Genomic DNA, 25,983 nt, shown 5'->3' with positions numbered 1-25,983 from the left:
CAGAAGAGCAGAAGCGGGTTGGTCGAGCGCTGGAGGGAGAGGGGGCNGGGTGCGAATGTCCCCCGGCGCCGGCCTGCGGCCGTCACCTCTTCCTTTACTTCGCACCCAGCCCCCTCTCCCTCCGCGTGTCAGGCATCCAGGCAGCCGCTGCGGTGGGAGTGGTTGTGGCTTCCGCCTTCCGCAAGCCGAGCCGCTGCGCGGGCGGCAGGCGTTTCGACAAAGTAAAGGAGGAGGCGAGCGCCGAAGGCGGACGACGGGGGACATTTGTCGAAATGCCTGCCGCCCGTGCAGCGGCCCCAACGCTCGCAGTGAGCATGATCGAAGACTCGCGCAGAGGACCAACAAAAAACCCGGCTTGCGCCGGGTTTTCCGTTTCGCCGGGCATGGCCCGGCGCTACTTCTTTTTAGGAAGATACAGATCGGTGATCGTGCCGTCGTAGATTTCCGAGGCCATCGCCACCGACTCGCTCAGCGTCGGATGCGCATGGATGGTGTGGCCGATGTCCTCGGCCTCGGCGCCCATCTCGATGGCCAGGCCGATCTCGGCCAGCAGGTCACCGGCATGCACGCCAACGATCGCGCCACCGATGATGCGGTGGCTGTCCTCGTCGAAGATCAGCTTGGTGAAGCCCTCGGTGCGGCCGATGCCGATCGCGCGGCCGCTGGCGGCCCACGGGAACTTGGCCACGCCAACCTTCAGGCCCTTGGCCTTGGCTTCGGTCTCGGTGACGCCAACCCAGGCGATTTCCGGGTTGGTGTAGGCCACCGACGGAATCACCCGTGCCACCCATTCCTTCTTGTGCCCGGCAGCCACTTCAGCCGCCAGCTTGCCCTCGTGCGTGGCCTTGTGGGCCAGCATCGGGTTGCCGACGATGTCGCCGATGGCAAAGATGTGCGGCACGTTGGTGCGCATCTGCCGATCGACCGGAATGAAGCCGCGGTCGGTGACCTGCACGCCGGCCTTTTCGGCATCGATCTTCTTGCCGTTCGGCGAGCGGCCCACGGCCACCAACACGCGGTCGAAGGTGCCCTGCGCCAATGCCGGCGCCTGGCCTTCCTCGGCCGCTTCGAAGGTGACGGTGATGCCCTTGGCATCGGCGGTGACGCCGGAGGCCTTGGTCTTCAGGTGTACTTCAATGCCCTGCTTCTTCAGGCGGTCGGCCAGCGGCTTGACCAGGTCCTTGTCGGCGCCCGGCATCAGCTGGTCCATGAACTCGACCACGGTGACCTTGCTACCCAGCGCGCCATACACGGTGGCCATTTCCAGGCCGATGATGCCGCCACCGACGACCAGCAGCGAACCCGGCACTTCGGCCAGTTCCAGTGCGTCGGTGGAGTCCATCACGCGCTTGTCGTCCCACGGGAAGTTCGGCAGCTTCACCGCCTGCGAACCGGCGGCGATGATGCACTTCTGGAAGCGCAGCAGCTGGGTGCTGCCGTCAGCGGCGGTGATTTCCAGTTCGTTGGCCGAGACAAACTTGCCAACGCCCTGCACGCTGCGGACCTTGCGCTGCTTGGCCATGCCGGCCAGGCCCTTGGTCAGCTGGTTGACGACCTTTTCCTTGTACTGGCGCAGCTTGTCCAGGGTGATGGTCGGCTTGCCGAACTCGACGCCGAAATCACCGGCATGGGCGACTTCGTCGATCACCGCAGCGGCGTGCAACAGTGCCTTGGACGGAATGCAGCCCACGTTGAGGCAGACGCCGCCGAGGCTGGCGTAGCGTTCGACCAGCACCGTATCCAGGCCGACGTCGGCGGCGCGGAAGGCGGCGGTGTAGCCGCCCGGGCCCGAGCCCAGCACGACCATTTCGCATTCGATGTCGGCGGCCTTGCCACTGGCCAGTGCCGGCTTCGGTGCTGCAGGCTCGGCGGGGGCGCGGTGCGACGGCGTCACCGGCGGCTTGCTGGCCGGGGCGGCGGCCGCCGGGGCAGCGGCCTTGGCCGGCGCTTCAGCGGCGCCTTCGGTCTCCAGCAGCACGACGACCGCGCCTTCGGACAGCGTGTCGCCCAGCTTGACCTTGATTTCCTTGACCACGCCGGCTGCCGAGGACGGCACTTCCAGGGTCGCCTTGTCCGACTCCAGGGTCACCAGACCCTGGTCTTTCTTCACCGTATCGCCAACGGCGACCAGCACTTCGATCACCGGCACATCGCTGTAATCGCCGATGTCGGGAACCTTGATTTCAATCGTGGCCATGGTGGGTTTTCCTCGTGCCCGACCGGCGTGGCCGGCGGGCTGTCACTGCGTTTCGACAGGCGGCCGCGCCAGGGGCAGCGGCCGCACGGTGGGGGCGAAGCGGTGCCTTACAGCAGCACGCGGCGCATGTCGGCCAGCACCTGCGAGAGGTACGTGGTGAAGCGTGCGGCCAGGGCGCCATCGATGACGCGGTGGTCGTAGCTCAGCGACAGCGGCAGCATCAGCTTCGGAGCGAACTCCTTGCCATTCCAGACCGGCTGGATGGACGACTTGGAGACGCCGAGGATGGCCACTTCCGGGGCATTGACGATCGGGGTGAACGCGGTGCCGCCGATGCCACCCAGCGAGCTGATCGAGAAGCAGCCGCCGCTCATGTCGGCCGGGCCCAGCTTGCCGTCACGCGCCTTCTTGGCCAGTTCGCCGGTTTCCTGCGCGATCTGCACCACGCCCTTCTTGTCGACATCGCGGATGACCGGAACGACCAGGCCGTTCGGGGTATCGGCAGCGAAACCGATGTTGAAGTACTTCTTCAGGGTCAGGTTCTCGCCGCTGGCATCCAGCGAAGCGTTGAACTCCGGGAACTTCTTCAGCGCCGCGGCGCTGGCCTTGATCAGGAAGGCGAGCATGGTCAGCTTGATGCCGGCCTTCTCGTTCTCCTTGTTCAGCGCCACGCGCAGGCCTTCCAGGTCGGTGATGTCGGCCTGCTCGAACTGGGTGACGTGCGGAATCATCGCCCAGTTGCGGGCCAGGTTCGCACCGGAGATCTTCTTGATGCGCGACAGCGGCTGCACTTCAACGTCGCCGAACTTGCTGAAATCAACCTTCGGCCACGGCAGCAGGTTGAGGCCACCGCCGGCAGCCACGGTGCCACCGGCAGCTGCCGGAGCGCCGCCGCTGAGCGCGGCCTTGACGAACTTCTGCACGTCGGCCTTGGTGATGCGGCCGCCCTTCTCGCTGCCACTGACCTGCAGCAGGTCGACACCGAGCTCACGGGCGAACACGCGCACCACCGGCGATGCGTAGGGCACCTTGGCCGGCAGCACGCCATCGGCGTTGAACTGTACCGGCGGGCTGGTCGGCGCGCCGGCCGAGGGGGCGCTGGCGATCTCGCGGGCGGCCAGCTTGTCCGGCTGCGCCGGCACGGCGACGGGCTCGACCTTGGTGGCGGTCTCGGCGGCAGCCGGGGCAGCAGCGGCGGCAGCCTTGCTCGGGGCCGGGGCAGCAGCGCCTTCGGCTTCGATGATGGCGACCACGTTGCCCTGCGACAGGTTGTCGCCGACCTTGACCTTGATCTCCTTGACCACGCCGGCGACCGACGACGGCACTTCCATGGTGGCCTTGTCGCTTTCCAGCGTGACCAGGCCCTGGTCCTTCTTCACCGTATCGCCCACGGCGACCAGCACTTCGATGACCGGAATGCCGCTGTAATCGCCGATATCCGGCACCAGGGCTTCCACCGCGCCGCCGCTGGCAGCGGGGGCGGCAGCAGCGGCCGGAGCGGCCGGAGCGGGAGCGGCCTGGGTGGCAGCGGCCGGAGCAGCGGCCTTGGCCGGTGCGGGTGCAGCGGCGGGTGCAGCAGCAGCGGCCGGCTGGGCAGCCTCGCCGTCAGCCACTTCGATCAGTGCCACAACCTTGCCTTCGGACAGGCTGTCGCCCAGCTTGACCTTGATTTCCTTGACCACGCCGGCCACCGAGGACGGCACCTCCATGGTCGCTTTATCGCTTTCCAGCGTGACCAGGCCCTGGTCCTTCTTCACCGTATCGCCGACGGCAACAAGCACCTCGATTACCGGGATATCGCTGTAGTCACCGATATCGGGGACACGTGCTTCCTTGATTTCGGCCATGGGGAGAACTCCGGCAATCTGGTGTAGGGAAACGTCTATTGTGCGGCCAGCGGGAGCCAGCGCCAACCGTTACAGGTGTTTTCAGTACGCACGCAGCCGGGACACGCTGTTGCTCATGGCCCGCCGGTGCTTCCAGTCGGTAGCGTATTGTCCTGCCGATGTCCGCTTGATGTCGCCAGTGCAACGGCCACCGGCTGCCAGGCCTGGCGCAGGCGCGGCAAGGACCACGCTGCGTTGGCCGGACTGGTGGACGGCAGCGCCAGCACCTTGGCCGACGTGGCCAGCTGCGGCTGCACCCAGCGCTGGAAGGCCTGCATCGCCGCGCCACCGTTGCAGCCGATCAGCTGCAGGTCAGGCAGTGCGGCGATCAGTGCGGGAAGTGCATTGGCCACTTCCGTGCCACGCACGATGTCCGCATCCAGGCTTCCGCGTCGTTCGCAGCGGCCGATCACATCCCACAGGCCGACACCATTGGCTGCCAGCGCCTGCAGTCGCTGCGCGTACGGCATTGCCGGGTGGAAGCCGCACAGATCGCCGAGCAAGGGCCAGAAACGATTGCGCGGGTGCGCGTAGTAATGCTGTGCCTGCAACGAAGCGATACCGGGCATTGAACCCAGCAGCAACACCCGGCAATCCGCGTTCACCTGCGCAGGCAGGCCGATGCACAACGTTGCAGCGCTCACATCTTCTCCAACTGCATGAATATTCCGGGAGGGCAGAAACCGCATGGAAACAGGGATTTCGCGCTGTTCGCTGAACAGTGCGAACCAATTTTTAACGCGCGTCGGATTCGATTCATGTTGGGGCGACTACGGTGTGCTCGCCCCGCAACCGGGGGCCCAAAACAAGAAACATTAGGAGATTCCCCCATGCGCTCCATCCGTATCCTGAGCCTCGCCCTGCTGACCTCTGCCGCGTTTGCACCGGCCGCCTTCGCGCAGGACAGCAGCACCACCGATACCGCCTCGGGCAAGCATTTTGCCGTGGTTGGCGGCGTCTCGCTGCTGCAGCCGAAGAATGACCCGATCGACGGCATCAAGAAGGTCGATGGCGGCCCGGCACCGACCGTCAGCTTCAGCTACTACATCAACGACAACTGGGCCGTTGAACTGTGGGGCGCTGCAGACAAGTTCGACCACAAGGTGAAGGGCCCGGGCAATGCCCGCCTCGGCAACGTCGAGCAGCAGCCGGTCGCGCTGAGCGGCCAGTACCACTTCGGCCAGGCTGACAACGTGTTCCGTCCGTTCGTGGGCGTGGGCTACTTCCAGTCGGCCTTCAGCAATGAAACCCTGGCCGACGGCAGCGACTCCGACATCCGCCTGAAGGACGCCAAGGGCGTGATCGGCACCGTCGGTGTGGACATGAACATCAACTCGACCTGGTTCGCCCGTGCCGACGCCCGCTACATGCGTTCGCGTCCGGACGTGAAGGTCGGCGGCGAGAAGATCGGCGAAGCGAAGATGGATCCGTGGACCGTCGGCTTCGGCATCGGCGCCCGCTTCTAAGCGCTTCTGCGTCATTGTTGTACCGCGACGGGCCCTTCGGGGCCCGTCGTCGTTTCCGTCACCCGGGTTCTGTAGAGTCGACTGACAGTCGGATCTACACAGCCGGGATGCGGAGGCGCGATGCACGAGGTCGACCTGCTGGTGATCGGCGGTGGCATCAACGGCGCCGGTATCGCCCGTGATGCCAGCGGCCGCGGCCTGAAGGTGCTGCTGTGCGAACAGCACGACCTGGCAGCACACACCTCCAGCGCCAGCAGCAAGCTGATCCATGGCGGCCTGCGCTACCTGGAACAGGGCGAGTTCGGCCTGGTGCGCAAGGCGCTGGGCGAGCGCGAAGTGGTGCGTCGGCAGGCGCCGTTCCTGGTGCGGCCGCTGTGCTTCGTGCTTCCGTGGCAGCCGCACCTGCGCCCGCGCTGGATGCTGCGGCTCGGGCTCTGGCTGTACGACCATCTGGGCCGGCGCAGTCCCGCCTTTCCTGCGTCGCGCGCCGTGGATCTGCACGACGATCCACTCGGCGCGCTGCTGTCGCCACAGCTGCAGCACGCCTTCAACTACGCCGATGCGCAGGTGGATGATGCGCGGCTGGTCATTCTCAACGCGCTCGATGCTGCGCAGCGGGGTGCATGCATCCTGACCGGCACGCGCTGCGTGGACCTGCAACGCGGGCACGGACGCTGGCACGCCGTACTGGAGAACACCGCAGGCCATCAGCAGACCGTGCAGGCACAGGCGGTGGTCAACGCTGCGGGCCCCTGGGCCGGCGGTCTGCTGGAGCGCATGCGCGCCCGCAGCGGCGGACCTGCGCTGCGCCTGGTCCAGGGCAGCCACATCGTGCTGCGCCGCGCCTGGCCGAACGACCGCGCCTGCCTGCTGCAGCAGCCCGACGGCCGCGTGGTGTTCCTGCTGCCCTTCCACGACCATCTGCTCATCGGCACCACCGACACCGACTATCGCGGCGACCCCGCACGCTGCAGTGTGCTGCCCGCGGAAGTGGACTACCTGTGCAGCGCTGCCAACGGCTACCTGCGTGATTCGGTCGCACCTGCCGAGGTGGTCTGGCAGTTTGCCGGCGTGCGCCCGTTGCTGGCCGACCCGGACCCGCGCGCGGCCAAACTGAGCCGTGACTATCGCCTGCAACTGGACGCCGAAGGTGCGCCTGCGCTGCACGTGCTGGGCGGCAAGCTGACCACGTACCGGGTACTGGCCGAGGAGGCACTGGACCTGCTGCGCCCCTATCTGCCGCACGCCCGCCCCGCCTGGACGGCGGCAGGCGAGCCACTGCCCGGCAGCGACTGGGGCGATGCCGGGCAGGCACGGGAACAGCTTCGGCACCAGGCCCCCTGGCTGCCGGAGGCCACGCTGCGGCGCTGGGCCAGCGCCTATGGCAGTCGCAGCATCGATCTGCTGCAAGGCGCACGCAGCCTGTTCGATCTGGGCGAAGACTTTGGCGTGGGCCTGCACGCACGCGAGGTGGCGTTCCTGTGCGACCACGAGTGGGCCCGCAGCGCCGAGGATGTACTGTGGCGGCGGAGCAAGCTGGGGCTGCAGATGGACGCGGCGCAGGCAGTACGGCTGCAGGCCTGGATGGATTCACCTCGCCGGTAGTGCCGCGCACGGCCCGGCGCCGCCGATGCATTACGATTCCAACATCGCCACCGGAGACGCTGCATGACGCCCCGCTACGTGCTGGCCATCGACCAGGGAACCACCAGTTCGCGCGCGATCCTGTTCGATCGTGCCGGCGACATCGTCGGCAGCGCGCAGCGCGAGTTTGCCCAGTTGTTTCCACAGCCGGGGTGGGTCGAGCATGACCCGCGCGAGATCCTGACCAGCGTCTACGCCACGATCACCGAACTGCTCAGCCGCGAACAGATCGATCCCCGCCACATCGCCGCACTGGGCATCACCAACCAGCGCGAAACCACCGTGGTCTGGGACCGTGCCAGCGGCCAGCCGATCCACAACGCCATCGTCTGGCAGTCGCGGCAGAGCCAGGCGATCTGCGAGCGGCTGAAGTCCGACGGCCACGAAGCGCTGATCCGCGAGCGCACCGGCCTGCTGATCGACGCCTATTTCTCGGCCACCAAGATCCGCTGGATCCTCGATCACGTGGAAGGCGCGCAGCAGCGGGCCGAGCGCGGCGAGCTGCTGTTCGGCACCATCGACAGCTGGCTGGTGTGGAATCTCAGCGGCGGCCAGGCGCACGTGACCGACTACAGCAACGCGGCACGTACGCTGCTGTTCAACATCCATACCCTGCACTGGGACGAGGACCTGCTGGCCCTGCTGGACATCCCGCGTGCGATGCTGCCGCAGGTGCGCGACTCCAGTTCGGTATACGCGCACACGCGCCCGCAGTTCTTCTTCGACCATCCGATCCCGATTGCCGGCATCGCCGGCGACCAGCAGGCCGCGCTGTTCGGCCAGGCCTGCTTCCAGCCAGGCATGGTCAAGAACACCTATGGCACCGGCTGCTTCATGCTGATGCACACCGGCACGCAGGCCGTGCGCTCGCGCAATGGCCTGCTGACCACCATTGCCTGGGGCCTGGAGGGAAAGGTGGAGTATGCGCTGGAGGGGTCGATCTTCATCGCCGGCTCGGTGGTGCAGTGGCTGCGCGATGGCCTGCGCATGATCGATCGCGCCGCTGACAGCCAGGCCTTGGCCGCACAGGTGCCGGACAGCGCGGGGGTGTACCTGGTGCCGGCCTTCGTCGGCTTGGGTGCACCGTACTGGCGCAGCGACGTGCGCGGTGCGATGTTCGGCCTGACTCGTGGCACCGGCAAGGCCCACTTCGTGCGCGCAGCGCTGGAGGCGATGGCCTACCAGACCCGCGACGTTCTGGACGCGATGCAGTCCGATGCGGGCATCTCGCTCAGTGAACTGCGCGCCGATGGCGGCGCGATCGGCAACGACTTCCTTGCCAGCTTCCAGGCCGACATCCTCGGCGTACCCCTGCTGCGACCGCAGGTGACCGAGACCACCGCGCTGGGTGCGGCCTACCTGGCCGGGCTGGCGGTCGGCTTCTGGGAGAGCCGCGAACAGATCGCAGCACAGTGGGGGCTCGATCGCCGCTTCGAACCGCAGATGGCGATGGCCCGGCGCTATCCCAACATCAGAACGCCGGCAGCACCGCGCCCTTGTACTTGGTCTCGATGAAGGTCTTCACCTGCGGGCTGGTCAGCGCCTTGGCGAGCTTCTGCACGCGGGCGTCATCCTTGTTGTCCGGGCGGGCAACCAGGAAATTCACGTACGGCGAGTCCTTGCTCTCGATCGCCAGCGCGTCCTTGGTCGGGTTGAGGCCGGCATCCAGCGCATAGTTGGTGTTGATCATGGCCAGATCGACCTGGTCGAGCACGCGCGGCAGCATCGCCGAATCCAGCTCACGGAACTTCAGGTTCTTCGGGTTGGAGACGATGTCGCGCTGGGTGGCCAGTGCGTTGGTCGGATCCTTCAGCTCGATCACGCCAGCCTTGTGCAGCAGGATGAGTGCGCGGCTGTTGTTGCTGGGGTCGTTGGGGATCACCACATCGGCCCCTTCACGCAGTTCGGCCAGCGACTTGATCTTGCGCGAGTAGGCGCCGAACGGCTCGATGTGCACGCCCACCACCTTGGTCAGGTCGGTCTTGCGATCGCGGTTGTAGGCGTCCAGGTACGGCTCGGTCTGGAAGTAGTTGGCATCCACCTGCTTCTGCACCAGCTGGTCGTTGGGCTGCACGTAGTCGTTGAACACGCGCACGTCCAGCTCCACGCCTTCCTGCTTGAGGATCGGCTTGACCACGTCCAGGATCTCGGCGTGCGGCACGGCGGTGGCGGCCACCACCAGCTTCTGCGAAGGCTCACCGGACTTGCCGCAGGCGGTCAGGGCCAGCGCAGCGGCGAACAGGGGCAGCAACAGGGTCTTCTTCATGGGCGCAATCGATCTCGGGGGAGGTGTCAGGATTTTTCGTAGTTGGTCAGGGCCAGCTCCAGCAGTGCCTTGGCCTGCTCGCGCAGCATCATCGGCTCGACGATCTCGGCATCGGACCCGTAATGCAATACGTCCATCAACAGTTCGCGCGACACGCTGTAGGGCACTTTCAGTTCGTAGCGGCCATCGGCGAGGAAGCGTCCCTGCTGCTTGGAATGCCAGTGCTCGTCGGCCACCCAGCGCGCGGCCTTGGCACTGAACAGGATGGTTGCCCAGCCCTTGGGCGCACCGGAGAAGATGCCGTAGCTGGCGCCGAGCTGCTCGTCCAGTTCGCTGTCGGCGACATCGCGGGCGGTGCTGTCGATCACCCGCGCCTTGTAGATGCGATCCACTGCGAAGCTGCGCAGGGCCTGGCGATCATGGTCCCAGCCGTCCAGGTACCAGTTGTCGCGGTAATGGGTCAGCCGCTGCGGCGATACGGTGCGCTTGGTCGCTTCGTCGGTCGAGCGGGCACGGTACTCAAAGCCCAGCTGCTTGCGCTCCAGCACCGCCGAGGCCACCGAACGGAAGCTGGCTTCATCGAACTTGCGGCCACGGTGCGGAATCACCCGCACCCGATCCACCGGCCAGCTGGAAACACCGGCCTGCGCGGCCAGCAGGCTCTCGATGCGCTGCTGCAGCGGCGCCAGCACCGAAGACAGCACGCCGCCGCCGGTACGGGCCAGCAGGTGCTGCGAGGCCAGCAGGGCGTGCAGCTCCTCCGAGCTCAGCCACAGGCCGGGCAGCTCGAAGCGGTCACTCTCGTCGGCCAGGTAGCGGAAGCCGGCCTCGCCATCGCCTTCGATCGGCGCCATCAGCGCATCGCGCAGGAACGCCAGGTCGCGGTAGACGGTGGCCCGGGAGCAACCGAGCTTGTCCTGCAGGGTCGCCACCGTCACCGGATAGCGTGCGGACTTGAGCAGACGATGCAGGGCGGTGATGCGTTCGTATCGGTCCATGCCCCCGATTATGTCCGAGTCTCGGGCGTTGTGGCGGACGATTGGGCTATCGTGGGCGCCCCCTGCCCCGTGGAGCGCCCGATGCGCCGGTTGTCCGTCCTGCCCCTGCTGGCCTGCCTGCTGCTGGCCGCCTGCGACCGCGCACCGGCGCCCACCGACGCTGCGACGCCCGTCCCCGCTGCCGATCCGGCGCAGGCGGTGCTGTCTGCCAGCCAGCGCTTTGCCGCCCTGCGCAGCTTCCATGCCGAGCTGGAGGTGCTGGGCGCGCCGCAGCCGGTGCGTACTGCGATGGACTTCGTCGCCCCGGACCGCTTCCGGGTGCAGACCCCTGCCGGACCCCAGGTGATCATCGGCGACACCATGTTCCTGCAGGCGGACGATGCGATCCGCCAGGTGCCGACCCCGCCGGGGTTGCTGGGGCAGTGGCGCAGCCCGCTGCCTGCCGATATGCCTGCACAGGCCCTGCAGGCCGAAGACCTGGGCAACCAGACGCTGGACGGCGTCAGCACCCGCCACTACCGCCTGCGTGGCGCCACGGCCGGTGAGCGCCTGGAGTACTGGGTGGATGCGCAGGGCCTGCCGCGGCAGATCGTGCGCAGCGGCCACAACAACGGCAAGCCCTTCCAGCTGCGGCTGCGGTACTCGCGCTTTAACGATCCGGCCCTGCAGGTCGACCTGCCCTGAATGAGCCTGGCCGACAACGCCTGCTGAAGCAGGCGGGATGGGCGATTCGGACGGTCATCACGCTTCCAGTATCATCACCGGCTGCCAACCGCTTCGGAGAAGCCTCGATGTCCCTGCGCGTGTCCCTGCTGGTCCCCTTGCTGCTCTGCGCCCCGCTGGCGTATGCGCAGGATGCCTCCGAACTGGCGGCGATGTCCTCGCCATGGAGCGGCAGTGGTGGCGAACTCGGCTTCGCGTCGGCACGTGGCAACAGCAGCACCGAGAGCTTCAACGGCCGCCTGCGCCTGCGCTACACCGATGGCGACTGGGTGCACAGCATGGATCTGTTCGGCCTGCGCTCCAGCTCCAAGGTGACCGAAACCAGCGACGACGGCACCACCACGCGCCGCAACAACACCACCGCCAACCGCTACACCGGCAGTGCAGGCAGCGCGCTGCAGCTGGGCGAACATCGCCAGCTGACCGCCACGGTACGTACCGAGCGTGATGACTTTGCCACCTACGACCGGCAGAGCTCGTTCGGTCTGGGTTACGGCACGCGGCTGTGGAACACCGAGCGTTTCTCGTTCGACGCGCAGATCGGCCCCGGTGTGCGCCGCACCCACAGCACCGAGGACGACCGCACCCGCACCGGCCTGATCGGTCGCGGCCTGTTCGACCTGAAGTACTCGCTGACCGACAACACCGACCTGATCAACACGCTGCTGGTCGAATCGGGTTCGTACAACACCTTCGGCCAGAACGATTTCGGTGTCTCGGTGAGCATGAACGAGCACCTGGCGCTGAAGGCCGGCTGGCAGGCGCGATACAACAGCGACGTCGCCGAGGACAAGCGCAAGACCGATACGCTGACCACGATGAACGTGGTCTACAAGTTCAAATAAGCGAAACGGGCGCCTGGCGCCCGTTTCCTTTTCCGGTAGGTGCCCACCTTGGTGGGCACGATCCAGCGAACTCAGACGTTCAACAGCTCGCCAGCACCCGCATCCAGCAGCATCTTCGCCACGCGCTGGCCCAGCGCTTCCGGGTCGCTGGCCGGGCCCACGGCGTCGGCACGTACCGCGCGGCCGTCACTGGCGCTGCCGACCAGCCCCTGCAGGTGCAGGTCCTGGCCCTGCCACTGCGCGATCGCCGCCACCGGCACATGGCAGCTGCCATGCAGCGCGCGGTTCATCGCCCGCTCCGCTTCCACGCAGGCGCGCGTGGCGGCGTCATCCAGGCCTGCAAACAGCGCCATCAGCGCGGCGTTGCCGCCATCGCACTCCACCGCCACCGCGCCCTGCGCCGGCGCCGGCAGCCACTGCGGCGGCTGCAGGCGGGCGACGATGCGTTTGCCCAGGCCCAGCCGTTCCAGCCCGGCCACGGCCAGCACGATCGCGTCGTAGCCACCGTTGTCGAGCTTGGCCAGACGGGTATTGACGTTGCCGCGCAGGTCCAGCAGTTCCAGGTCCGGGCGCAGCGCACGCAGCTGGGCCTGGCGGCGCAGTGACGACGTACCGACGCGCGCACCGATCGGCAGTGCCTCCAGCGAGGCATACAGGTTGGAGACGAAGCCATCAGCCGGATCGTGGCGGGTCAGCATTGCCGGCAGCGCGAACGGCGCATCCAGTTCCATCGGCACATCCTTCAACGAGTGCACCGCGCAGTCGGCCTCGCCACGCAGCATGGCCAGTTCCAGTTCCTTGAGGAACAGGCCCTTGCCGCCGATGGCCGCCAGCGAGCGGTCAAGCACTTCATCGCCGCGGGTGCTCATCGGCACCAGTTCCACGTGCAGATCGGGATGTGCCTGGCGCAGGCGGTCGGCGACGTGTTCGCTCTGCCAGAGGGCGAGCGGGCTCTTGCGGGTGGCGATGCGGACGGTTTCCATCCGGTCATTATCGCGCCTATCGGCGGGATACGGCCAACGGCGGAGCCCCTCGTGGCTGGAAGCAACAGCTGTGCTTGGCCGGGCAGGGTGGACTGCGCAGGGGTCGCTGCAAGTACGTCCATGTAAGCTCGGTCGCCGCATCCATGCGGCTCACGCCCCTGCGCAGCCCACCCCCGCCCGGCCTCTGACAGTTTCCGTGCGCGCCAGCCACGGAAGATCAAAAGAAAAGAGCAGAAGCAAAAGCAACAGCCGGCGGCGTCCGGGGTCATCCCGCCTCACCCAACACGCAACAACACAGAGCCGACAACCCGCTGTTGCTGTTGCTGTTGCTGTTGACTTCGAAGCAGTCGCGGCCGCAGGCCGCGCGGAACCTCACAGATGCCGCAATTCCTGCTTCAGCGTCGCCACGCAGCGCCGGCTCACTTCCAGCGGCTGCTTGCCATGCCGCAGCACCGCCTGCACCTGGCCTCCGCTGCCACGCCGCAGCTCCACCAGCTCGTGGCGCGCCACCAGGCAGTTGCGATGGATGCGCACAAAGCGGCTGGCGAACTCTTCCTCCAGCGACTTCAACGATTCCTCGATCAGGTCCTCGCCACGCGCGTGATGCACCACCACGTACTTTTCTTCGGCCTGCAGATAGTGGATATCGTCCAGCGGAATCAATCGCAGGCTGCCCCGCAGGCGGGCACACAGCATGCTGCGGGCCTGGCCGCCGGTGTGCTGGGGTTGCCCATCACGGCCGGCGAGGAAGGTGCGGGCGCGCGCGATCGCCGCCGCCAGCCGCTCGGCGCGCACCGGCTTCATCAGGTAATCGATGGCCGCTGCCTCGAACGCCGACAGCGCGTGCGCATCGTAGGCGGTGCAGAACACCACCGCCGGCCTGGGCTCGAAACTGGCCAGGTGGCGGGCCGCTTCCAGCCCGTCCAGGCCGGGCATGGCGATGTCCAGCAGGACCAGGTCCGGCTGCAGTTCGGCGCACGCGTGCAGGGCCTGCTCGCCGTTGCCGGCCTCGGCCACTACGTCCACCCCTTCCTGCGCGGCCAACAGGCTGCGCAGGCGCTCGCGCGCCAGCGGTTCGTCATCGGCGATGACTACCCTCACGATCGTCCCCTCACTGGATCGGCACCGTCACCTGACAGGCATAGTAGCCCTCGCTCCAGCCAGCCGTCATCCGCGCGGCGCGGCCAAAGCGCCAGGTCAGGCGATGGCCGATGCTGTGCTGGGCGTGGCCTGCTCCCTGCGCCAGGGCCAGCCCGGGCACCTGCGGATCCGGTGCAGGATTGCGTACGCGGATCTGCAGCTCGCTGCCCACACAGGCCAGATGCAGTTCGATGGTGCCACCTTCGGGCAGGCGCGAGATGCCGTGCAGCACCGCGTTTTCCACCAGGGGCTGCAGCACCAGCCGCGGCATCGGCAGATCCCAGGGCAGTGGTTCATCGCGCTGCCAATGCACCCGCAGGCGGTCGCCCAGGCGCAGTGATTCAATCGACAGATAGCGCTCGGCCAACTCACATTCGTCGCGCAGGGTCGAATCGCCCTCGCCTGCACCCAGCGCGGCACGGAACAGGTCGGACAGGTCGAGCACGGCACGCTCGGCCACCGCTGGGTCGCGATGCAGCAGGCTGGCGATCAGGTTCATGCTGTTGAACAGGAAGTGCGGGCGGATACGCGCCTGCAGGGCGTCGGCCTGCGCGCGGGCATTGGCCTGTACCTGCGCCGCCCAGCGGTCGCTGACATAGAAGTAGCGCAGCGCCAACGCGGTGATCAGCGCCGTGGTGGCCGCGCTGCCCAGGGTGAAGCGCCAGAAGCCGATGCCGCGCGCGAAGTTGTCGCCCAGCACGCCATACAGGGCATGGATGATGCCCGCGCACAGGATGGCGATCAGCGCGGCCAGGCCGACGGCGGCGACGGCGCCCAGCAGTTCCGGCAGCTTCGACAGCGCCTGCCGCAGCAGGCACAGGCTGGCGGTGACCGCCAGCGCCAGCCACAGCGCGAAACCGCTGGCCGAGGCCAGTTCCCCCATCGTCCAGTGGCGGCTGCCATCGGGCGCCAGCGCCAGCACTACCACCACCAGTTCGGCCAGGCCGAGCATCGCTGCCAACCGCGGCAAGCGGCACAGTTCCGGCATCCACGGGATGGCAGCGCTCGCGGCCATGGGTCAGGCGACGCCCAGGCGTGCCTGCAGCCAGTCGCCCAACGCGTCGATTTCCTCGGCGCAGACCTGGTGGGCCATCGGGTAGCTGTGCCACTGCACGTCCAGCCCAAGCGTGCGCAACGTCTCGGCGCTGTGCGCGGCCACCGCCTGCGGGATCACCGGATCGCTGCTGCCGTGGGCCATGAACACCGGCACATCCACCGCACCATCAACGCGCGACGCGCCTTCGGCCTCCGGCAGGTAGGTCGACAGTGCGATCAGGCCGGCCAAGGGGGCAGTGCGTGCCAGCGCGGCGCTGAGGATCACTGCCCCGCCCTGCGAGAAGCCGGCCAGGAAGATGTGATCAGCGGCGACACCGCGTTCGATCTCACGGGCGATCAGCGCATCCAGCTGCACCACCGACTCCTGCACGCCGGTCATGTCGGCGCGCGAACGGAAGTCCATGCCGACGATGTCGTACCAGCCGCGCATCGGCACGCCGTTGTTGATCGTGATCGGCCGCACCGGTGCGTGCGGGAACACGAAGCGCAGCGCCGGCCAGTGCGGACGCACCAGTTCGGGCACGATCGGCGCGAAATCATGGCCGTCGGCACCAAGGCCGTGCAGCCAGATCACCGACCACTGCGGCGAGGCGCCGGTTTCCTGTTCCACCGTTTGCAGCATGTTGCGGCTCCTGTACGTTCGAGCCGCATTATGCCGCTGGCACGGTGCGATCAGTACAGCGGCGGTTGCTCGGCCGCTTCCCGGCGCAGCTGTGCGGCGCGCACCAGCACCGGCGGCGGGATGTTCTCTTCGGGAATGTCGAGCAGGCCCAGGCGATGCAGGAAGGCGCCCGGTCCGCGCAGCGAGGTCAGTGCCACCACCGGCACCGCCAGCACCATGCCGATCACCACCGGCGCCATCCAGGCCGCCAGCGACGGCGACACCGCCCACGCCAGCACGCCCATGAAGGCGCCAAACACGCCCAGGCCGCCGTAGCCGCGCACCAGCGAAATCCACGAGATGCCACCGTCATCGCGCTGCTGTGCATCCCAGCCCGAGTCACGCCCGGACAGCACTTCGGCCACCCCGCGCGACTGCACGTACATCACCACCGGCGCCATCAGCGCGGCCAGCACGGTTTCCACCAGCATCGACAGGAACGCCCGGATCGCGCCACCACAGCCACGGCGTTCAACCGGATCGAGCAGCATCGCAAAGTAACCCAGCACCTTGGGCATCAGCAGCACCGCCATGGTGGCGGCGAACAGGCGCACCACCTGTTCTTCATCCTGCGCACGCCAGTACACGCTGGGCGACAGGTGCAGCAGGGCGTTGAAATCGATGCCTTCCTGGAACAGCGGGATGGCAATGCCGATCAGCATCAGCATCGCCCACATCGGTGCGGTGAAATAATGGCCGATGCCGATCAGCATGTGCACGCGGCTGATCCAGTGCAGGCCACGGCTGCCCACCACCTTGCCGTGCTGCAGGTTGCCCTGGCACCAGCGGCGGTCGCGCACCAGCAGGTCGGTCAGCGTCGGCGGGCCTTCCTCGTAGCTGCCGCCCAGGTAGGGCACCATGTGCGCGGCCCAGCCACCACGGCGCATCAGCGCCGCTTCCACGAAATCATGGCTGAGCACGTGGCCGCCGAACGGCTTGCGTCCCGGCAGCTCCGGCAGGCCGGCGTGGTCGGCGAAAGCACGGGTGCGGATGATCGCGTTGTGCCCCCAGTAATTGCTTTCGGCACCGTGCCACCAGGCCACGCCACGGGCGATCACCGGCCCGTACACTCGCCCGCCGAACTGCTGCATGCGCGAGAACAGGGTGCGGCCGCCGATGACCGATGGCAGGGTCTGGATCAGGCCGACGTCGGCGTTGTGCTCCATGCCGGCGACCAGGCGCACGATGCTGTCACCGGTCATCAGGCTGTCGGCATCCAGGATCAGCATCTGCGGGTAGGCACCGCCGAAACGGCGTACCCAGTCGGCGATGTTGCCGGCCTTGCGCGCGCTGTTGTCGCCACGGCGGCGATAGAATAGTCGCGCCTGTCCATCGGGCACCAGTTCGCGCAGTTCGGCGAACACCTCTTCTTCGGCCCTCGCGATGTCCTCGCGGCGGGTATCGCTGAGCACGAAGAAATCGAAACGCTGCAACTGGCCAGTGGCCGCCACCGATTCGTAGATCGCGCGCAGGCCGGCCAGCAACCGGCGCGGGTCTTCGTTGTAGGTGGGCATCAGCAGCGCGGTGCGGCTGTGCACGGTCGGCAGCGGCTTGTCCGGATCGATGCCCAGGCGGTAGCCCCGGTCGAACACGGCCGTCAGGAAGCCGGCCACGGCACTGGCAAAGGACAGCGCGATCCAGGCGAACAGGCCGACGAACAGCACCAGCAGGCAGGCCTCCAGCACGCTGATGCCGTTGCCGGACAGCACCCGCCACATCATCCGGGTGGCCACGGCGGTCATTGCCACCGTGCCGCCGAGGATGTACAGGCGACGCAGGCCGATCATGCGTGGCGAGGTGCGATGGCGCCGGACCTTCAGCGAGCCTTGCCGCAGCGTCTGTTCGGGCATCACCAGCGGTGCTTCGGCCGGCAGCAGGGCCCAGCCCGCGTCGGGACCGGCCGTGACCGGTTCCGTGTCGATGGTTTCACTCCCCATGGCCGCCTACTCCCTGCAGGCCGCAGGACCAGCCGTCCCGGCCAGGCTGCATGCACCAAGGTTCCTGGCCCGCATTCCCGGCGTCCGCACTTGTCCTGTCTGCCACGGCGTCATGCCGCGCAGTCGCTGTCTGTCACTACCAGAACCCACACGATCTCCAACGGGGCGGAATCGAAAAATGCGGCCCAGTCTATGGCCCCGAATGTAAGCCGGGTGCGAAGGTCTACGCCGGGAAATCTCCCCATTCAGCAATCAGCAGGCGAACCGTCGCGCGCGGCCGGGGAATGTCGATTCATCCCGGGAAGTACTGGATCGTAACAAACGAGAACGGTTATCATTACGTTAACCAGGCAGGTCGCCGTGCTCCGCGCACCGGACCCACCCAGCTGCGCCGGACCTACCGCGCGCTCGACGACCCAGGGAAGGGGTGGCTGCCTGCTGTCTGCGTGCGCCTGCTGCTTCCACCGGGTCTCTCCTCTCCCTTGGAAGCCGTCATGTCCCCTCTTCGTTCCGCGCGCCCGTCGCGCACCCGCTTGGCCAGCGCCCTGGCCGTCGCCTGCCTGCTGACCCTGCCTGCCCTTGCCGCCGCTGAAGCCAGCGCCGATGCCTCGACCAAGGACCTGGATACCGTGGTGGTCACCGCCTCGGGCAACCAGCAGTGGATCAAGGATGCCCCGGCCAGCATCAGCGTGATCAGCCGCGAAGACATCGAACGCCAGCCGGTGCACGACTTGGCCACCCTGCTCAGCCGTATTCCGGGCGTGACCGGTGGGCTCAGCGCCATTGGCGAGCAGTCCAAGATCAAGCTGCGAGGCATGCCGTCCAACTACACGCTGGTACTGGTGGACGGCAAGCGCATGGGCAGCTCGGCCTCGACCAACTATCGTCCCGACCTGGGCCGCCAGGACCTGAACTGGATCTCTCCCGACCAGATCGAACGCATCGAGGTGGTGCGCGGCCCGATGTCGTCGCTGTATGGCTCTGACGCGATGGGCGGGGTGATCAACATCATCACCAAGCGCATCGGAGACAGCTGGAACGGCAGCGCGACCCACAGCTACACCCGGCCGCAGGATGGCGACCGTGGCGATACCCAGCAGATCGGCGCGACCTTCTCCGGCCCGCTGGGCGATCGCTTCGGCCTGCGCATCGGTGCCAACAGCATGCGCCGCGACTCGGACCGCTCCAACGGCGGCGTGTACGGCAACGCCTACGCCGGTGAGAAGGACCGCAATGTCGACGCGCTGCTGCAGTGGAAACTGAGCGAGGCACAGGAGGTGTCGCTGGAAGCTGGCCACGGTGTGCAGCAGGCCTTCATCGCCCAGGCGCTGGAAAAGCAGGACGAGGGCGCATGGGGTGCCAGTGAGCTCAAGCGCAGTTCGCTGGCGCTGAACCACGACGGCAAGTGGGAGTTCGGCACCTCCAAGCTCAGTGCGTACTGGACCGAGTACAAGAACGACATCGGCGCCACCGGTCGCTCCGAGGCAACCGATACGATCATCGAAGGCAGCCTGAGCACGCCCTTCACCCTGGGCGTGGACCACCAGTTCGCGGTGGGCGGCCAATGGAAGCGGCAGGAGCTGACCAACACCGACACCATCGGCCAGGCACCAATTGACTACGCCGGCAACCCGGTGGTCGGCTCCAGCCTGGAAGTGGACACCTGGGCGCTGTTCGTCGAAGACGAGCTGAAGCTGCACCGCACCCTGGCACTGACTCTGGGCGCGCGCCTGGATCACCATGAACAGTTCGGTAGCCACGTCAGTCCGCGTGCCTACCTGGTCTGGCACCCGAGCGAGCAGTGGACGATCCGTGGCGGCGTGTCCAAGGGCTTCCGCGCGCCGAGCCTGACCGAGAATTCGCCCAGCGCGGCGACCCAGTCCGGCGGCCGCGGCTGCACCTCGCTGTATCCGCTCGGCTACGTGCGTGGCGGCTGCTACATGGCCGGTAATCCGGACCTGGACCCGGAAACCAGCACCAACCGCGAGATCGGCGTCAGCTTCGACAACGATCTGGTCGACGCCGGCCTGACCTACTTCCATACCGACTTCAGGAACAAGATCGAGTATGAAGCGCTGGGCTTCTTCAACGGCTACTGGTGGACGCGCATGAGCAACGTGCAGCGCGCGCGCACCAGCGGCATGGAAGGCAACCTCAACTTCCGCTTCGGCGATCACTGGCGCTGGCGCACGTCGGCGACCTGGATGAAGGAAGCCAAGAACCTGACCACCGGCCGCAACCTGATCGACACCCCGGAGTTCTCAGGCTATTCGTCGCTGGACTGGACCCCGAACACCACGTTCTCCAGCAGCCTGTCGGCGCAGTACACCGGCAAGCAGACCGGCGTGGTCAATACCTTCCTGAAGGCCTACACGCTGTATGACCTGACCGCTGCCTGGAACGTCAACGAGGTGCTGACCCTGCGTGGCGGCGTCAGCAACCTGGCCGACAAGAAGCTGTACGCCGATGGCGCCACCGACTACTTCGTGGCGGGCCGCAGCTACTTCCTCAGCATGACCGCGCGCTTCTGATGCGCACTGCGATCGCGCTGGCAGCAGGCCAGCGCGATCGTGGCGGCTTTTTCCAGGCTCAGTCGTTTTCCAGTACAGCCGTTGCAGCGTCGCGGCTGGCCGCGATGCGTGCACGGTCCATCGCCACCGCCAGTTGCTGGCGGGCGAGCAGTTGTTGTGCCTGCACCACTTCGGGTGTCGGCAGGAGCACCGGTCCGGGTGCGTTTTCCGGTGTAGCTGGTGTGGTCATGCAACCTCCATGGACATACCGCTGCTACCCGTGAACAACCGGGGTGGCAGCGGAACTGCGCACCCTATCCTAAAAACAAGGCGGATGGGTGACGGTGCGGCACCGGGACGCAAGCCCTTTGCCGTAGGAACGTCACATTTTTGACGCTCCAAGCTGGTTTGCTGAATGTGACTCACTTATCATGAAAACGTTTTCCTAACAGGGAAGTCCCTATAAATGAACACCGTTGACCTGACCCGCTTCAGCCCGAAGTGGCAGTTCCGCTTCAACTTCTTCCAGCAGCACGGCGCTCCCAAGGAGCCCGGCTTCAAGCAGGCCTGGAAGGCGCTGTCCTTCGGCGACCGCCTGAAGATCAACCTGAACTTCTTCGCCTTCTTCTTCGGCGCGATCTATCTGTTCATCCTCGGCATGTGGCGCAAGGCGCTGGTGGTGATCGGCATCAACATCGTGCTGATCGCGGTCAGCCTGGTGCTGCCGGACATCGTGGCCCGCGCACTGTTCATCGCAATGAACTTCCTGGTCGCCTCGAGCACCAACTACAGCTACTACCTGGAACAGGTGAAGGGCAACACCAGCTGGAACCCCTTCGAAGGCATGTTCTAAGCCCAGCGCACTACGTACGCAGTGGCACATCGACGCCCGGCCTTGGCCGGGCGTCGTCGTTCATGCCCCGGCTCAGGCGGCGCGCAACGCGGCAGCCGGTCGGGTGTCGGCCTGCAGGCGGAAGCGTGACACCGCCACCGCCAGCTGCTCGGCCTGTTCTTCCATCGCCCGCGCCGCAGCGGTGGCTTCTTCCACCAGCGCAGCATTCTGCTGGGTGGTCTCGTCCATCTGCACCACGGTCTGGTTGACCTGCTCGATACCGGCCGACTGCTCGCGCGAGGCGGCCGAAATCTCGGCCATGATCTCGTTGACCCGGCCGACCTGGCCGACGATCTCCTGCATCGTGCGGCCCGCACCGTGCACCAGCTGCGCGCCGGCGCCGACATGGCCGACCGAAGCGTCGATCAGCTCCTTGATCTCCTTGGCCGCGCCCGCCGAGCGCTGTGCCAGCGCGCGCACTTCGCTGGCGACCACCGCAAAGCCACGGCCCTGTTCACCGGCGCGCGCCGCTTCCACCGCCGCGTTCAATGCCAGGATGTTGGTCTGGAAAGCGATGCCATCGATCACCGAGATGATCTCTGCGATGCGCTGCGAAGAGGTCTCGATCTGCTCCATGGTCTGCACCACCTGGCTGACCACCTGCCCGCCTTCGCTGGCAACGCCTGCGGCCGAGGCCGCCAGCTTGTTGGCCTGCAGGGCATGATCGGCGTTCTGGCGCACGGTGGAGGTCAGTTCCTCCATCGACGCGGCGGTCTCTTCCAGGTTGGCCGCCTGCTGCTCGGTACGGCGTGACAGGTCGCTGTTGCCCGACGCGATCTCGCCTGCGGCCAGGCGGATGCTGGATGCAGACTGCTGGATCTGGCCGACGATCTGGGTCAACTGCTGCACGGTGCTGTTGGCATCGTCGCGCATCACCGCGAACACGCCGTGGAAGTCACCCTCCATCCGTGTACTCAGGTCACCGGCGGCGATGGCGCGCAGCAGCGTCGACAGCGCAGCCAGGTTCTGGTCGCTGACCTGCATCATGGTGTTGAGCGTTTCCACCATGCGGCGGAAGTCATGCTCGAAGCGCTGGGCATCGCCACGCACGGCGAAATCGCCTGCCGCCGCCGCAGCGGCCAGCTGCTGGATCTGTTCGTTGATCGCCGCCAGGTTGGTCTTGGTGGTGGCCATGGCAGCGGTGAATACCGCCTTTTCGCCCGGCAGTGCTTCCATGTCCACGCTCAGGTCACCCACCGCGTAGCGCTGCATCACCTCGACCAGGCGTTGGGTGACCGCATTGCTGTCGGCCACCAGCTGGTTGCTGTCGGCCACCATGCGGCCGTACTCGCCCGGGAACACCGAGGCATCCATGCGGTAGCCGATTTCACCGGCATCATGGCGGCGCGCCATCTCCGCCTGTGCGGCCATCACCGCCTGCAGCTGGCCCCGCATGCCCTGCATGGCGTCCAGCAGGCGGCCCACTTCATCGTTGCCCAGCGCCGGCATGGCGGTATCCAGCTTGCCCGCAGCCACGTCGCCGGCGATACGCACCGCCTGCGCCAGCGGCCGCACGGCCAGGCGCTGCAGCAGCAGGTAGACACCACCGCTGAGCACCAGCGCAGCCACCACACCCACCAGCAGGATGATCCACAGCAGCTCGCGGGCCTGCGCGATGATCACCGCATGCGGCACCACCACGCCCAACGCGAAACGCTGCGGCGCGTCACCCACCTGCAGCGGCACGTACAGGCGGACGTTGCCGGCAGCGTCGGGCTCGAACGCTTCGTATGTCTTGTCGGCGGCGATCTGCGCCAGCATGCCGAGGGTGGCGGCATCGGTACGCGGCTTGCCGATCTCGGCAGCATCGGCCGAAGCCAGCACCACGCCCTTCGGCGACAGCAGTTCGACGCGGCCGGCGCCCATCGGCGTCAGCGTGGCCAGGTGCTTCTGCAGCGCCTCCAGCGAGAAGTCGACGGTGAAGACACCAAGGAAGGTTCCGTTCTCGACGATCGGCGTGCTCAGCGTGCTCATCAGCACCTGCTTGCCGCCGATGTCGTAGGCATACGGTTCGCTGACCAGCGGCAGCTTGTCGCGGCTGGGCACCATGTACCAGTTGCCCGAGCCGCTGGGCGTATCGGTGTAGTCGGTCATCGTCGACTGCTGCGGCTTGCCGTCCTGCCAGGCCCAGTAGCTCATGTAGCGGCCGGTGGCGTCGTGTGCCTCGCTGTTGACGAACTCGGCGTCCTTGCCGTCGAAGGCATTGGCCTCCCACATGGTGCTCTTGCCCAGCCATTCCGGGTGCGCGTGCAACTGCTCGCCGATGACATTGGCCAGGCTGGCGCGATCAGGGGCATCACCGCGCGCACGCTGGGCCAGCACGGTTTCCACCATCGCATCGTTGCTGGCAAAGGCCGTGCCCAGGTCGGCAGCCACCTGCCGCGCCTCGGCACGGGCTTCGCTGGCCATGGTCTGCCGCGAGGACGACACCAGCGCCGAACTGGCCTGGTGATAGATCAGGAACGCGGTCGCGCCGAAGCACAGCAACGCGATCACCGCGGTGCCCAGCATCAGCTTGTGGGCGATGCTGCCGGGGCGACGGGCAGCGACGGAACGGGAAGAAGACATGGGAGGATCCGCAGGCAGTTCAGGTCGACCGGCGCCACCAGGGCACCGCGCAGATGCGCGATCCGTCGCGCGGGCCGCCGGCCGGCCGGATCGGAACCGGCGCGGGAAGGCGCGCACCGGGTTATCGGCCACGGCCGGGCGAGGTTGAGGCTCGCCGCACGCACAGAACCTGAACCCGCTCAGCTGCGGTCGTCGACGCAGGCCTGTGCTGCTCGCCTGCGCTATTCGGCGACGCGGTCGCGGATCCACTCCGCACGGGGCAGGACCTCGATGCTGCCCGCGGCGTACTGCTGCAGCACGTCCTCGGGACCGAAACGGGGCTGCCAGCCCAGCGCTGCACGCATCCGGCTGCTGTCATAGACCCGATCGATGCTGAGCGGCAGTGGCCAGCCACGGCGCTCGAACTCGGCCAGCAGCTGCGGTGCGCGGCGCGCCAGCACCTGGCGCGGATCGGCGGCCAGCTGCAGGCAGTCCTCGCGCCGGAAGGGCGTCGGGGCACAGGCAAGGTAGCGCTGGAAGGGCGCGCCTTCATCGTGCAGCAGCGCGGCATGCGCGCTGGCCACATCACGCGCGTCGATACCACGGTGCAGGCGGAACATCGCCATGCGGTCAGGCGGCTCGGGGAAGCAGCGTGCCATCCGCAGCACGCGCACGGTGAACGTTGCGCTGGCCGCCGCTTCGGCAGCGGCCTCGGCCTGCAGCTTGGTGCGGTGGTAGATCGTGCGCGGCAGCGGCTCGGTGTCCTCGTCGATCCAACGGCAGCCGCCGGACACCACGGCATGGCCGTACAGCGCCGTGGTACTGGTCAGCACGAAGCGCTGCACGCCGGCCTCGCGCGCCAGCTGCAGCAGGTTCGCGGTGGCCTCCACGTTGATCTGCTGGAATACCGCGTCAGGTACCAAGCCCACGTGCGGGGCGTGCAGGGCCGCGGTATGGATCACCGCGTCGACCCCCTGCAGGGCACGTTCCAGCGCCCGGCGATCGGTGACATCGGCAATGACGCGCGTGGTGGCGAACGGACTGCGATCCAGCCCCACCACCTCATTGGCAGCGGCCAGCGCACCGAAGATCGCCCGCCCTATCCGCCCGGAACTTCCGGTCAACAGAATCTTCATTGAATCCATTCACTCGACAGCGCCCGGGACCTACCGGGATGGCTTGATTCTAGGCATGCAAGATGGCGTCGGCGATAGCAGACGATGACATTCTGCATGCCATCCACATCTGGCCAACCGCCCGGACTCTCCCTTGCCAGGGCGCCACGGGTGACTGCCTTGACGACCGATTGCAGGTCCCGGCGCTTCCGGCGCGGTAACCGGTCGTCAAACGCCTGCGCAGGCCATGTGAGCCTCGTACAGCCCACTTCGACCCGTCTTTAGCCTGCACTGTGCAACATGGGACCGTCACTGCTGACAGCGCCCCATGTTCACACCGGAGACCGGTAATGACCAACTCACGCAATGGCAACAGCAATCGGGGCTTTGCCTCGATGGACGAAGACAAACAGCGCGCGATCGCAGCCAAAGGGGGACGTGCTGCCCACGCCTCCGGCAATGCGCACCAGTTCAGCCCGGCCGAGGCGCGGGTGGCGGGCCGGAAGGGCGGTGAAGCGGTCAGCCAGGACCGTCAACACATGGCCGCGATCGGCCGTGAAGGCGGCCATGCGCGGCACGCCAGCAGCCGCCAGCAACAGCAGGCCGCGCCCGACAAAGCTGACAGCGGTCAACAACGCTGACGTGTTGCGATCACTGCGCCGCGTACTGGCGGTGCGGCCGACGTCGATCAGCACTGCCAGCACAGTGCAAAGCGCCGCTGAGCCGGCGCGCGCCGGCTAGGTGTGGGCGAGAATGTTCAACAGGCGCCCGAACGGGTCGCGCACGTAGAAGCGACGTACACCCCAGGGCTCTTCGACCGGACCATATTCAAGCGCAATGTCCGCGTGTCGCAGGCGTTCGAGCACCTCGTCCAGATCATCCACTTCGATCGAAATATCCGGCACCGGCGTACCCGATCCGCCTTCGCTGGCGACGCTGAGCTGCGCCAGCGCAGCGCCCTGCCCACCGTAGGTGACGATCCAGCCGTGGTCCATCACGATGTCCATGCCGAGGATGTCGCCGTAGAACGCGGCCGCCTGCGCAGGATCGGCGCTGGCGATGTTGGCGACGACACGTTTGACGGCCATGTTGCGGCTCCAGGCGATCAGGACCGCGG

22 protein-coding genes are annotated in these 25,983 nt (G+C 67.1%); 8 read left to right on the top strand and 14 right to left on the bottom strand.

Features of this window, described 5'->3' with window-relative positions; genetic code table 11:
- Window positions 1-394: 394 nt before the first annotated feature.
- From lpdA to TEP_RS02435, 3 genes are all read right to left on the bottom strand, one after another.
- Entirely contained in the window at window positions 395-2,197 is a 1,803-nt protein-coding gene (gene lpdA / locus TEP_RS02445) for a dihydrolipoyl dehydrogenase (protein WP_132824081.1), read from the bottom strand.
- Window positions 2,198-2,304: 107 nt separating this feature from the next.
- The gene (gene aceF, locus TEP_RS02440; RefSeq protein WP_132824079.1) at window positions 2,305-4,044 is read right to left on the bottom strand and encodes a dihydrolipoyllysine-residue acetyltransferase; all 1,740 of its coding nucleotides are present in this window, start codon (window positions 4,042-4,044) and stop codon (window positions 2,305-2,307) included.
- Between the two features lie 113 nt (window positions 4,045-4,157).
- Complete coding sequence (locus tag TEP_RS02435; protein ID WP_132824077.1) at window positions 4,158-4,727, bottom strand: DNA-deoxyinosine glycosylase; 570 nt, start codon at window positions 4,725-4,727, stop codon at window positions 4,158-4,160.
- A 186-nt stretch (window positions 4,728-4,913) separates the two neighbouring features.
- On the opposite strand from TEP_RS02435, the gene TEP_RS02430 reads away from it, so the two are divergent.
- The 3 genes from TEP_RS02430 (at window position 4,914) to glpK (ending at window position 8,708) form a co-directional block, all read left to right on the top strand.
- Window positions 4,914-5,549, top strand: a complete 636-nt coding sequence (locus TEP_RS02430; protein ID WP_025877381.1) for an OmpW family outer membrane protein — start codon at window positions 4,914-4,916, stop codon at window positions 5,547-5,549.
- Window positions 5,550-5,669: 120 nt separating this feature from the next.
- Window positions 5,670-7,154, top strand: coding sequence for a glycerol-3-phosphate dehydrogenase (glpD, locus tag TEP_RS02425; RefSeq protein ID WP_132824075.1), 1,485 nt, complete (start codon window positions 5,670-5,672; stop codon window positions 7,152-7,154).
- A gap of 63 nt (window positions 7,155-7,217) precedes the next feature.
- Window positions 7,218-8,708 carry a glycerol kinase GlpK gene (glpK, locus tag TEP_RS02420; protein ID WP_132824073.1) on the top strand — a complete coding sequence of 497 codons (1,491 nt, stop codon included), beginning with the start codon at window positions 7,218-7,220 and terminating at the stop codon, window positions 8,706-8,708.
- Here glpK and TEP_RS02415 read toward each other — a convergent pair.
- Both TEP_RS02415 and TEP_RS02410 read right to left on the bottom strand, forming a co-directional pair.
- The gene (locus TEP_RS02415) at window positions 8,665-9,459 is read right to left on the bottom strand and encodes a MetQ/NlpA family ABC transporter substrate-binding protein (protein ID WP_132824071.1); all 795 of its coding nucleotides are present in this window, start codon (window positions 9,457-9,459) and stop codon (window positions 8,665-8,667) included. The genes glpK and TEP_RS02415 overlap by 44 nt on opposite strands.
- A gap of 26 nt (window positions 9,460-9,485) precedes the next feature.
- Complete coding sequence (locus TEP_RS02410) at window positions 9,486-10,457, bottom strand: YafY family protein (protein WP_117311452.1); 972 nt, start codon at window positions 10,455-10,457, stop codon at window positions 9,486-9,488.
- Between the two features lie 81 nt (window positions 10,458-10,538).
- Here TEP_RS02410 and TEP_RS02405 point away from each other — a divergent pair, with 81 nt between their 5' ends.
- A complete protein-coding gene (locus TEP_RS02405; RefSeq protein ID WP_132824069.1) occupies window positions 10,539-11,141 on the top strand; it encodes a hypothetical protein in 603 nt (200 codons plus the stop codon).
- Between the two features lie 107 nt (window positions 11,142-11,248).
- Window positions 11,249-12,025 (top strand): DUF481 domain-containing protein, encoded by a 777-nt coding sequence (locus TEP_RS02400; protein ID WP_025877391.1) that lies wholly within the window; start codon window positions 11,249-11,251, stop codon window positions 12,023-12,025.
- A gap of 71 nt (window positions 12,026-12,096) precedes the next feature.
- On the opposite strand, the gene hemC is transcribed toward TEP_RS02400, so the two are convergent.
- The 5 genes from hemC to mdoH all read right to left on the bottom strand — a co-directional run bounded on the left by hemC (window position 12,097) and on the right by mdoH (window position 17,802).
- Entirely contained in the window at window positions 12,097-13,008 is a 912-nt protein-coding gene (hemC, locus tag TEP_RS02395) for a hydroxymethylbilane synthase (RefSeq protein ID WP_132824067.1), read from the bottom strand.
- 372 nt (window positions 13,009-13,380) lie between these two features.
- Window positions 13,381-14,109, bottom strand: coding sequence for a LytTR family DNA-binding domain-containing protein (locus TEP_RS02390; protein WP_025879008.1), 729 nt, complete (start codon window positions 14,107-14,109; stop codon window positions 13,381-13,383).
- A gap of 10 nt (window positions 14,110-14,119) precedes the next feature.
- Window positions 14,120-15,163 (bottom strand): sensor histidine kinase, encoded by a 1,044-nt coding sequence (locus TEP_RS02385; RefSeq protein WP_206140171.1) that lies wholly within the window; start codon window positions 15,161-15,163, stop codon window positions 14,120-14,122.
- A 3-nt stretch (window positions 15,164-15,166) separates the two neighbouring features.
- On the bottom strand, window positions 15,167-15,826 hold the full coding sequence (locus TEP_RS02380) for an alpha/beta hydrolase (RefSeq protein ID WP_132824065.1): 660 nt from the start codon (window positions 15,824-15,826) through the stop codon (window positions 15,167-15,169).
- Between the two features lie 50 nt (window positions 15,827-15,876).
- The gene (mdoH, locus tag TEP_RS02375; RefSeq protein WP_132824063.1) at window positions 15,877-17,802 is read right to left on the bottom strand and encodes a glucans biosynthesis glucosyltransferase MdoH; all 1,926 of its coding nucleotides are present in this window, start codon (window positions 17,800-17,802) and stop codon (window positions 15,877-15,879) included.
- Window positions 17,803-18,296: 494 nt separating this feature from the next.
- Between mdoH and TEP_RS02370 the strand changes: the two genes are divergently transcribed.
- Window positions 18,297-20,333, top strand: a complete 2,037-nt coding sequence (locus tag TEP_RS02370; protein ID WP_132824061.1) for a TonB-dependent receptor — start codon at window positions 18,297-18,299, stop codon at window positions 20,331-20,333.
- 58 nt (window positions 20,334-20,391) lie between these two features.
- Here the strand turns inward: TEP_RS02370 and TEP_RS19720 are convergent, their stop codons facing one another.
- Window positions 20,392-20,562 carry a hypothetical protein gene (locus TEP_RS19720; RefSeq protein WP_165933884.1) on the bottom strand — a complete coding sequence of 57 codons (171 nt, stop codon included), beginning with the start codon at window positions 20,560-20,562 and terminating at the stop codon, window positions 20,392-20,394.
- A gap of 216 nt (window positions 20,563-20,778) precedes the next feature.
- On the opposite strand from TEP_RS19720, the gene TEP_RS02365 reads away from it, so the two are divergent.
- Window positions 20,779-21,165 (top strand): DUF2628 domain-containing protein, encoded by a 387-nt coding sequence (locus tag TEP_RS02365; RefSeq protein WP_025879013.1) that lies wholly within the window; start codon window positions 20,779-20,781, stop codon window positions 21,163-21,165.
- A gap of 72 nt (window positions 21,166-21,237) precedes the next feature.
- Here TEP_RS02365 and TEP_RS19995 read toward each other — a convergent pair whose 3' ends face one another.
- Complete coding sequence (locus TEP_RS19995; protein WP_132824059.1) at window positions 21,238-23,772, bottom strand: methyl-accepting chemotaxis protein; 2,535 nt, start codon at window positions 23,770-23,772, stop codon at window positions 21,238-21,240.
- A gap of 221 nt (window positions 23,773-23,993) precedes the next feature.
- The gene (locus tag TEP_RS02355) at window positions 23,994-24,887 is read right to left on the bottom strand and encodes an NAD(P)-dependent oxidoreductase (protein ID WP_132824057.1); all 894 of its coding nucleotides are present in this window, start codon (window positions 24,885-24,887) and stop codon (window positions 23,994-23,996) included.
- Window positions 24,888-25,216: 329 nt separating this feature from the next.
- Here TEP_RS02355 and TEP_RS02350 point away from each other — a divergent pair, with 329 nt between their 5' ends.
- A complete protein-coding gene (locus TEP_RS02350; RefSeq protein WP_132824055.1) occupies window positions 25,217-25,507 on the top strand; it encodes a KGG domain-containing protein in 291 nt (96 codons plus the stop codon).
- Window positions 25,508-25,603: 96 nt separating this feature from the next.
- On the opposite strand, the gene TEP_RS02345 is transcribed toward TEP_RS02350, so the two are convergent.
- Complete coding sequence (locus TEP_RS02345) at window positions 25,604-25,954, bottom strand: VOC family protein (protein WP_132824053.1); 351 nt, start codon at window positions 25,952-25,954, stop codon at window positions 25,604-25,606.
- Window positions 25,955-25,983: the final 29 nt, after the last annotated feature.

The sequence above is a fragment of the Stenotrophomonas sp. TEPEL genome, assembly GCF_004348785.1.
GTDB classification, from domain to species: Bacteria; Pseudomonadota; Gammaproteobacteria; order Xanthomonadales; family Xanthomonadaceae; genus Stenotrophomonas; species Stenotrophomonas indicatrix.
The sequence above is the reverse complement of the archived record's forward strand: the minus strand, read 5'-3'. Positions and strand labels throughout refer to the sequence as shown.

Excerpts from the sequence above, each read along its gene's own strand:
- TEP_RS02380 (WP_132824065.1), bottom strand. The coding sequence starts at position 15,826 with ATGCTGCAAACGGTGGAACAGGAAACCGGCGCCTCGCCGCAGTGGTCG.
- TEP_RS02345 (WP_132824053.1), bottom strand. The coding sequence starts at position 25,954 with ATGGCCGTCAAACGTGTCGTCGCCAACATCGCCAGCGCCGATCCTGCG.
- TEP_RS02410 (WP_117311452.1), bottom strand. The coding sequence starts at position 10,457 with ATGGACCGATACGAACGCATCACCGCCCTGCATCGTCTGCTCAAGTCC.
- TEP_RS19720 (WP_165933884.1), bottom strand. The coding sequence starts at position 20,562 with ATGACCACACCAGCTACACCGGAAAACGCACCCGGACCGGTGCTCCTG.
- mdoH (WP_132824063.1), bottom strand. The coding sequence starts at position 17,802 with ATGGGGAGTGAAACCATCGACACGGAACCGGTCACGGCCGGTCCCGAC.
- TEP_RS02350 (WP_132824055.1), top strand. The coding sequence starts at position 25,217 with ATGACCAACTCACGCAATGGCAACAGCAATCGGGGCTTTGCCTCGATG.
- glpD (WP_132824075.1), top strand. The coding sequence starts at position 5,670 with ATGCACGAGGTCGACCTGCTGGTGATCGGCGGTGGCATCAACGGCGCC.
- aceF (WP_132824079.1), bottom strand. The coding sequence starts at position 4,044 with ATGGCCGAAATCAAGGAAGCACGTGTCCCCGATATCGGTGACTACAGC.
- glpK (WP_132824073.1), top strand. The coding sequence starts at position 7,218 with ATGACGCCCCGCTACGTGCTGGCCATCGACCAGGGAACCACCAGTTCG.
- TEP_RS02365 (WP_025879013.1), top strand. The coding sequence starts at position 20,779 with ATGAACACCGTTGACCTGACCCGCTTCAGCCCGAAGTGGCAGTTCCGC.
- lpdA (WP_132824081.1), bottom strand. The coding sequence starts at position 2,197 with ATGGCCACGATTGAAATCAAGGTTCCCGACATCGGCGATTACAGCGAT.
- TEP_RS19995 (WP_132824059.1), bottom strand. The coding sequence starts at position 23,772 with ATGTCTTCTTCCCGTTCCGTCGCTGCCCGTCGCCCCGGCAGCATCGCC.
- TEP_RS02385 (WP_206140171.1), bottom strand. The coding sequence starts at position 15,163 with ATGGCCGCGAGCGCTGCCATCCCGTGGATGCCGGAACTGTGCCGCTTG.
- TEP_RS02370 (WP_132824061.1), top strand. The coding sequence starts at position 18,297 with ATGTCCCCTCTTCGTTCCGCGCGCCCGTCGCGCACCCGCTTGGCCAGC.
- TEP_RS02405 (WP_132824069.1), top strand. The coding sequence starts at position 10,539 with ATGCGCCGGTTGTCCGTCCTGCCCCTGCTGGCCTGCCTGCTGCTGGCC.
- TEP_RS02415 (WP_132824071.1), bottom strand. The coding sequence starts at position 9,459 with ATGAAGAAGACCCTGTTGCTGCCCCTGTTCGCCGCTGCGCTGGCCCTG.
- TEP_RS02355 (WP_132824057.1), bottom strand. The coding sequence starts at position 24,887 with ATGAAGATTCTGTTGACCGGAAGTTCCGGGCGGATAGGGCGGGCGATC.
- TEP_RS02400 (WP_025877391.1), top strand. The coding sequence starts at position 11,249 with ATGTCCCTGCGCGTGTCCCTGCTGGTCCCCTTGCTGCTCTGCGCCCCG.
- hemC (WP_132824067.1), bottom strand. The coding sequence starts at position 13,008 with ATGGAAACCGTCCGCATCGCCACCCGCAAGAGCCCGCTCGCCCTCTGG.
- TEP_RS02430 (WP_025877381.1), top strand. The coding sequence starts at position 4,914 with ATGCGCTCCATCCGTATCCTGAGCCTCGCCCTGCTGACCTCTGCCGCG.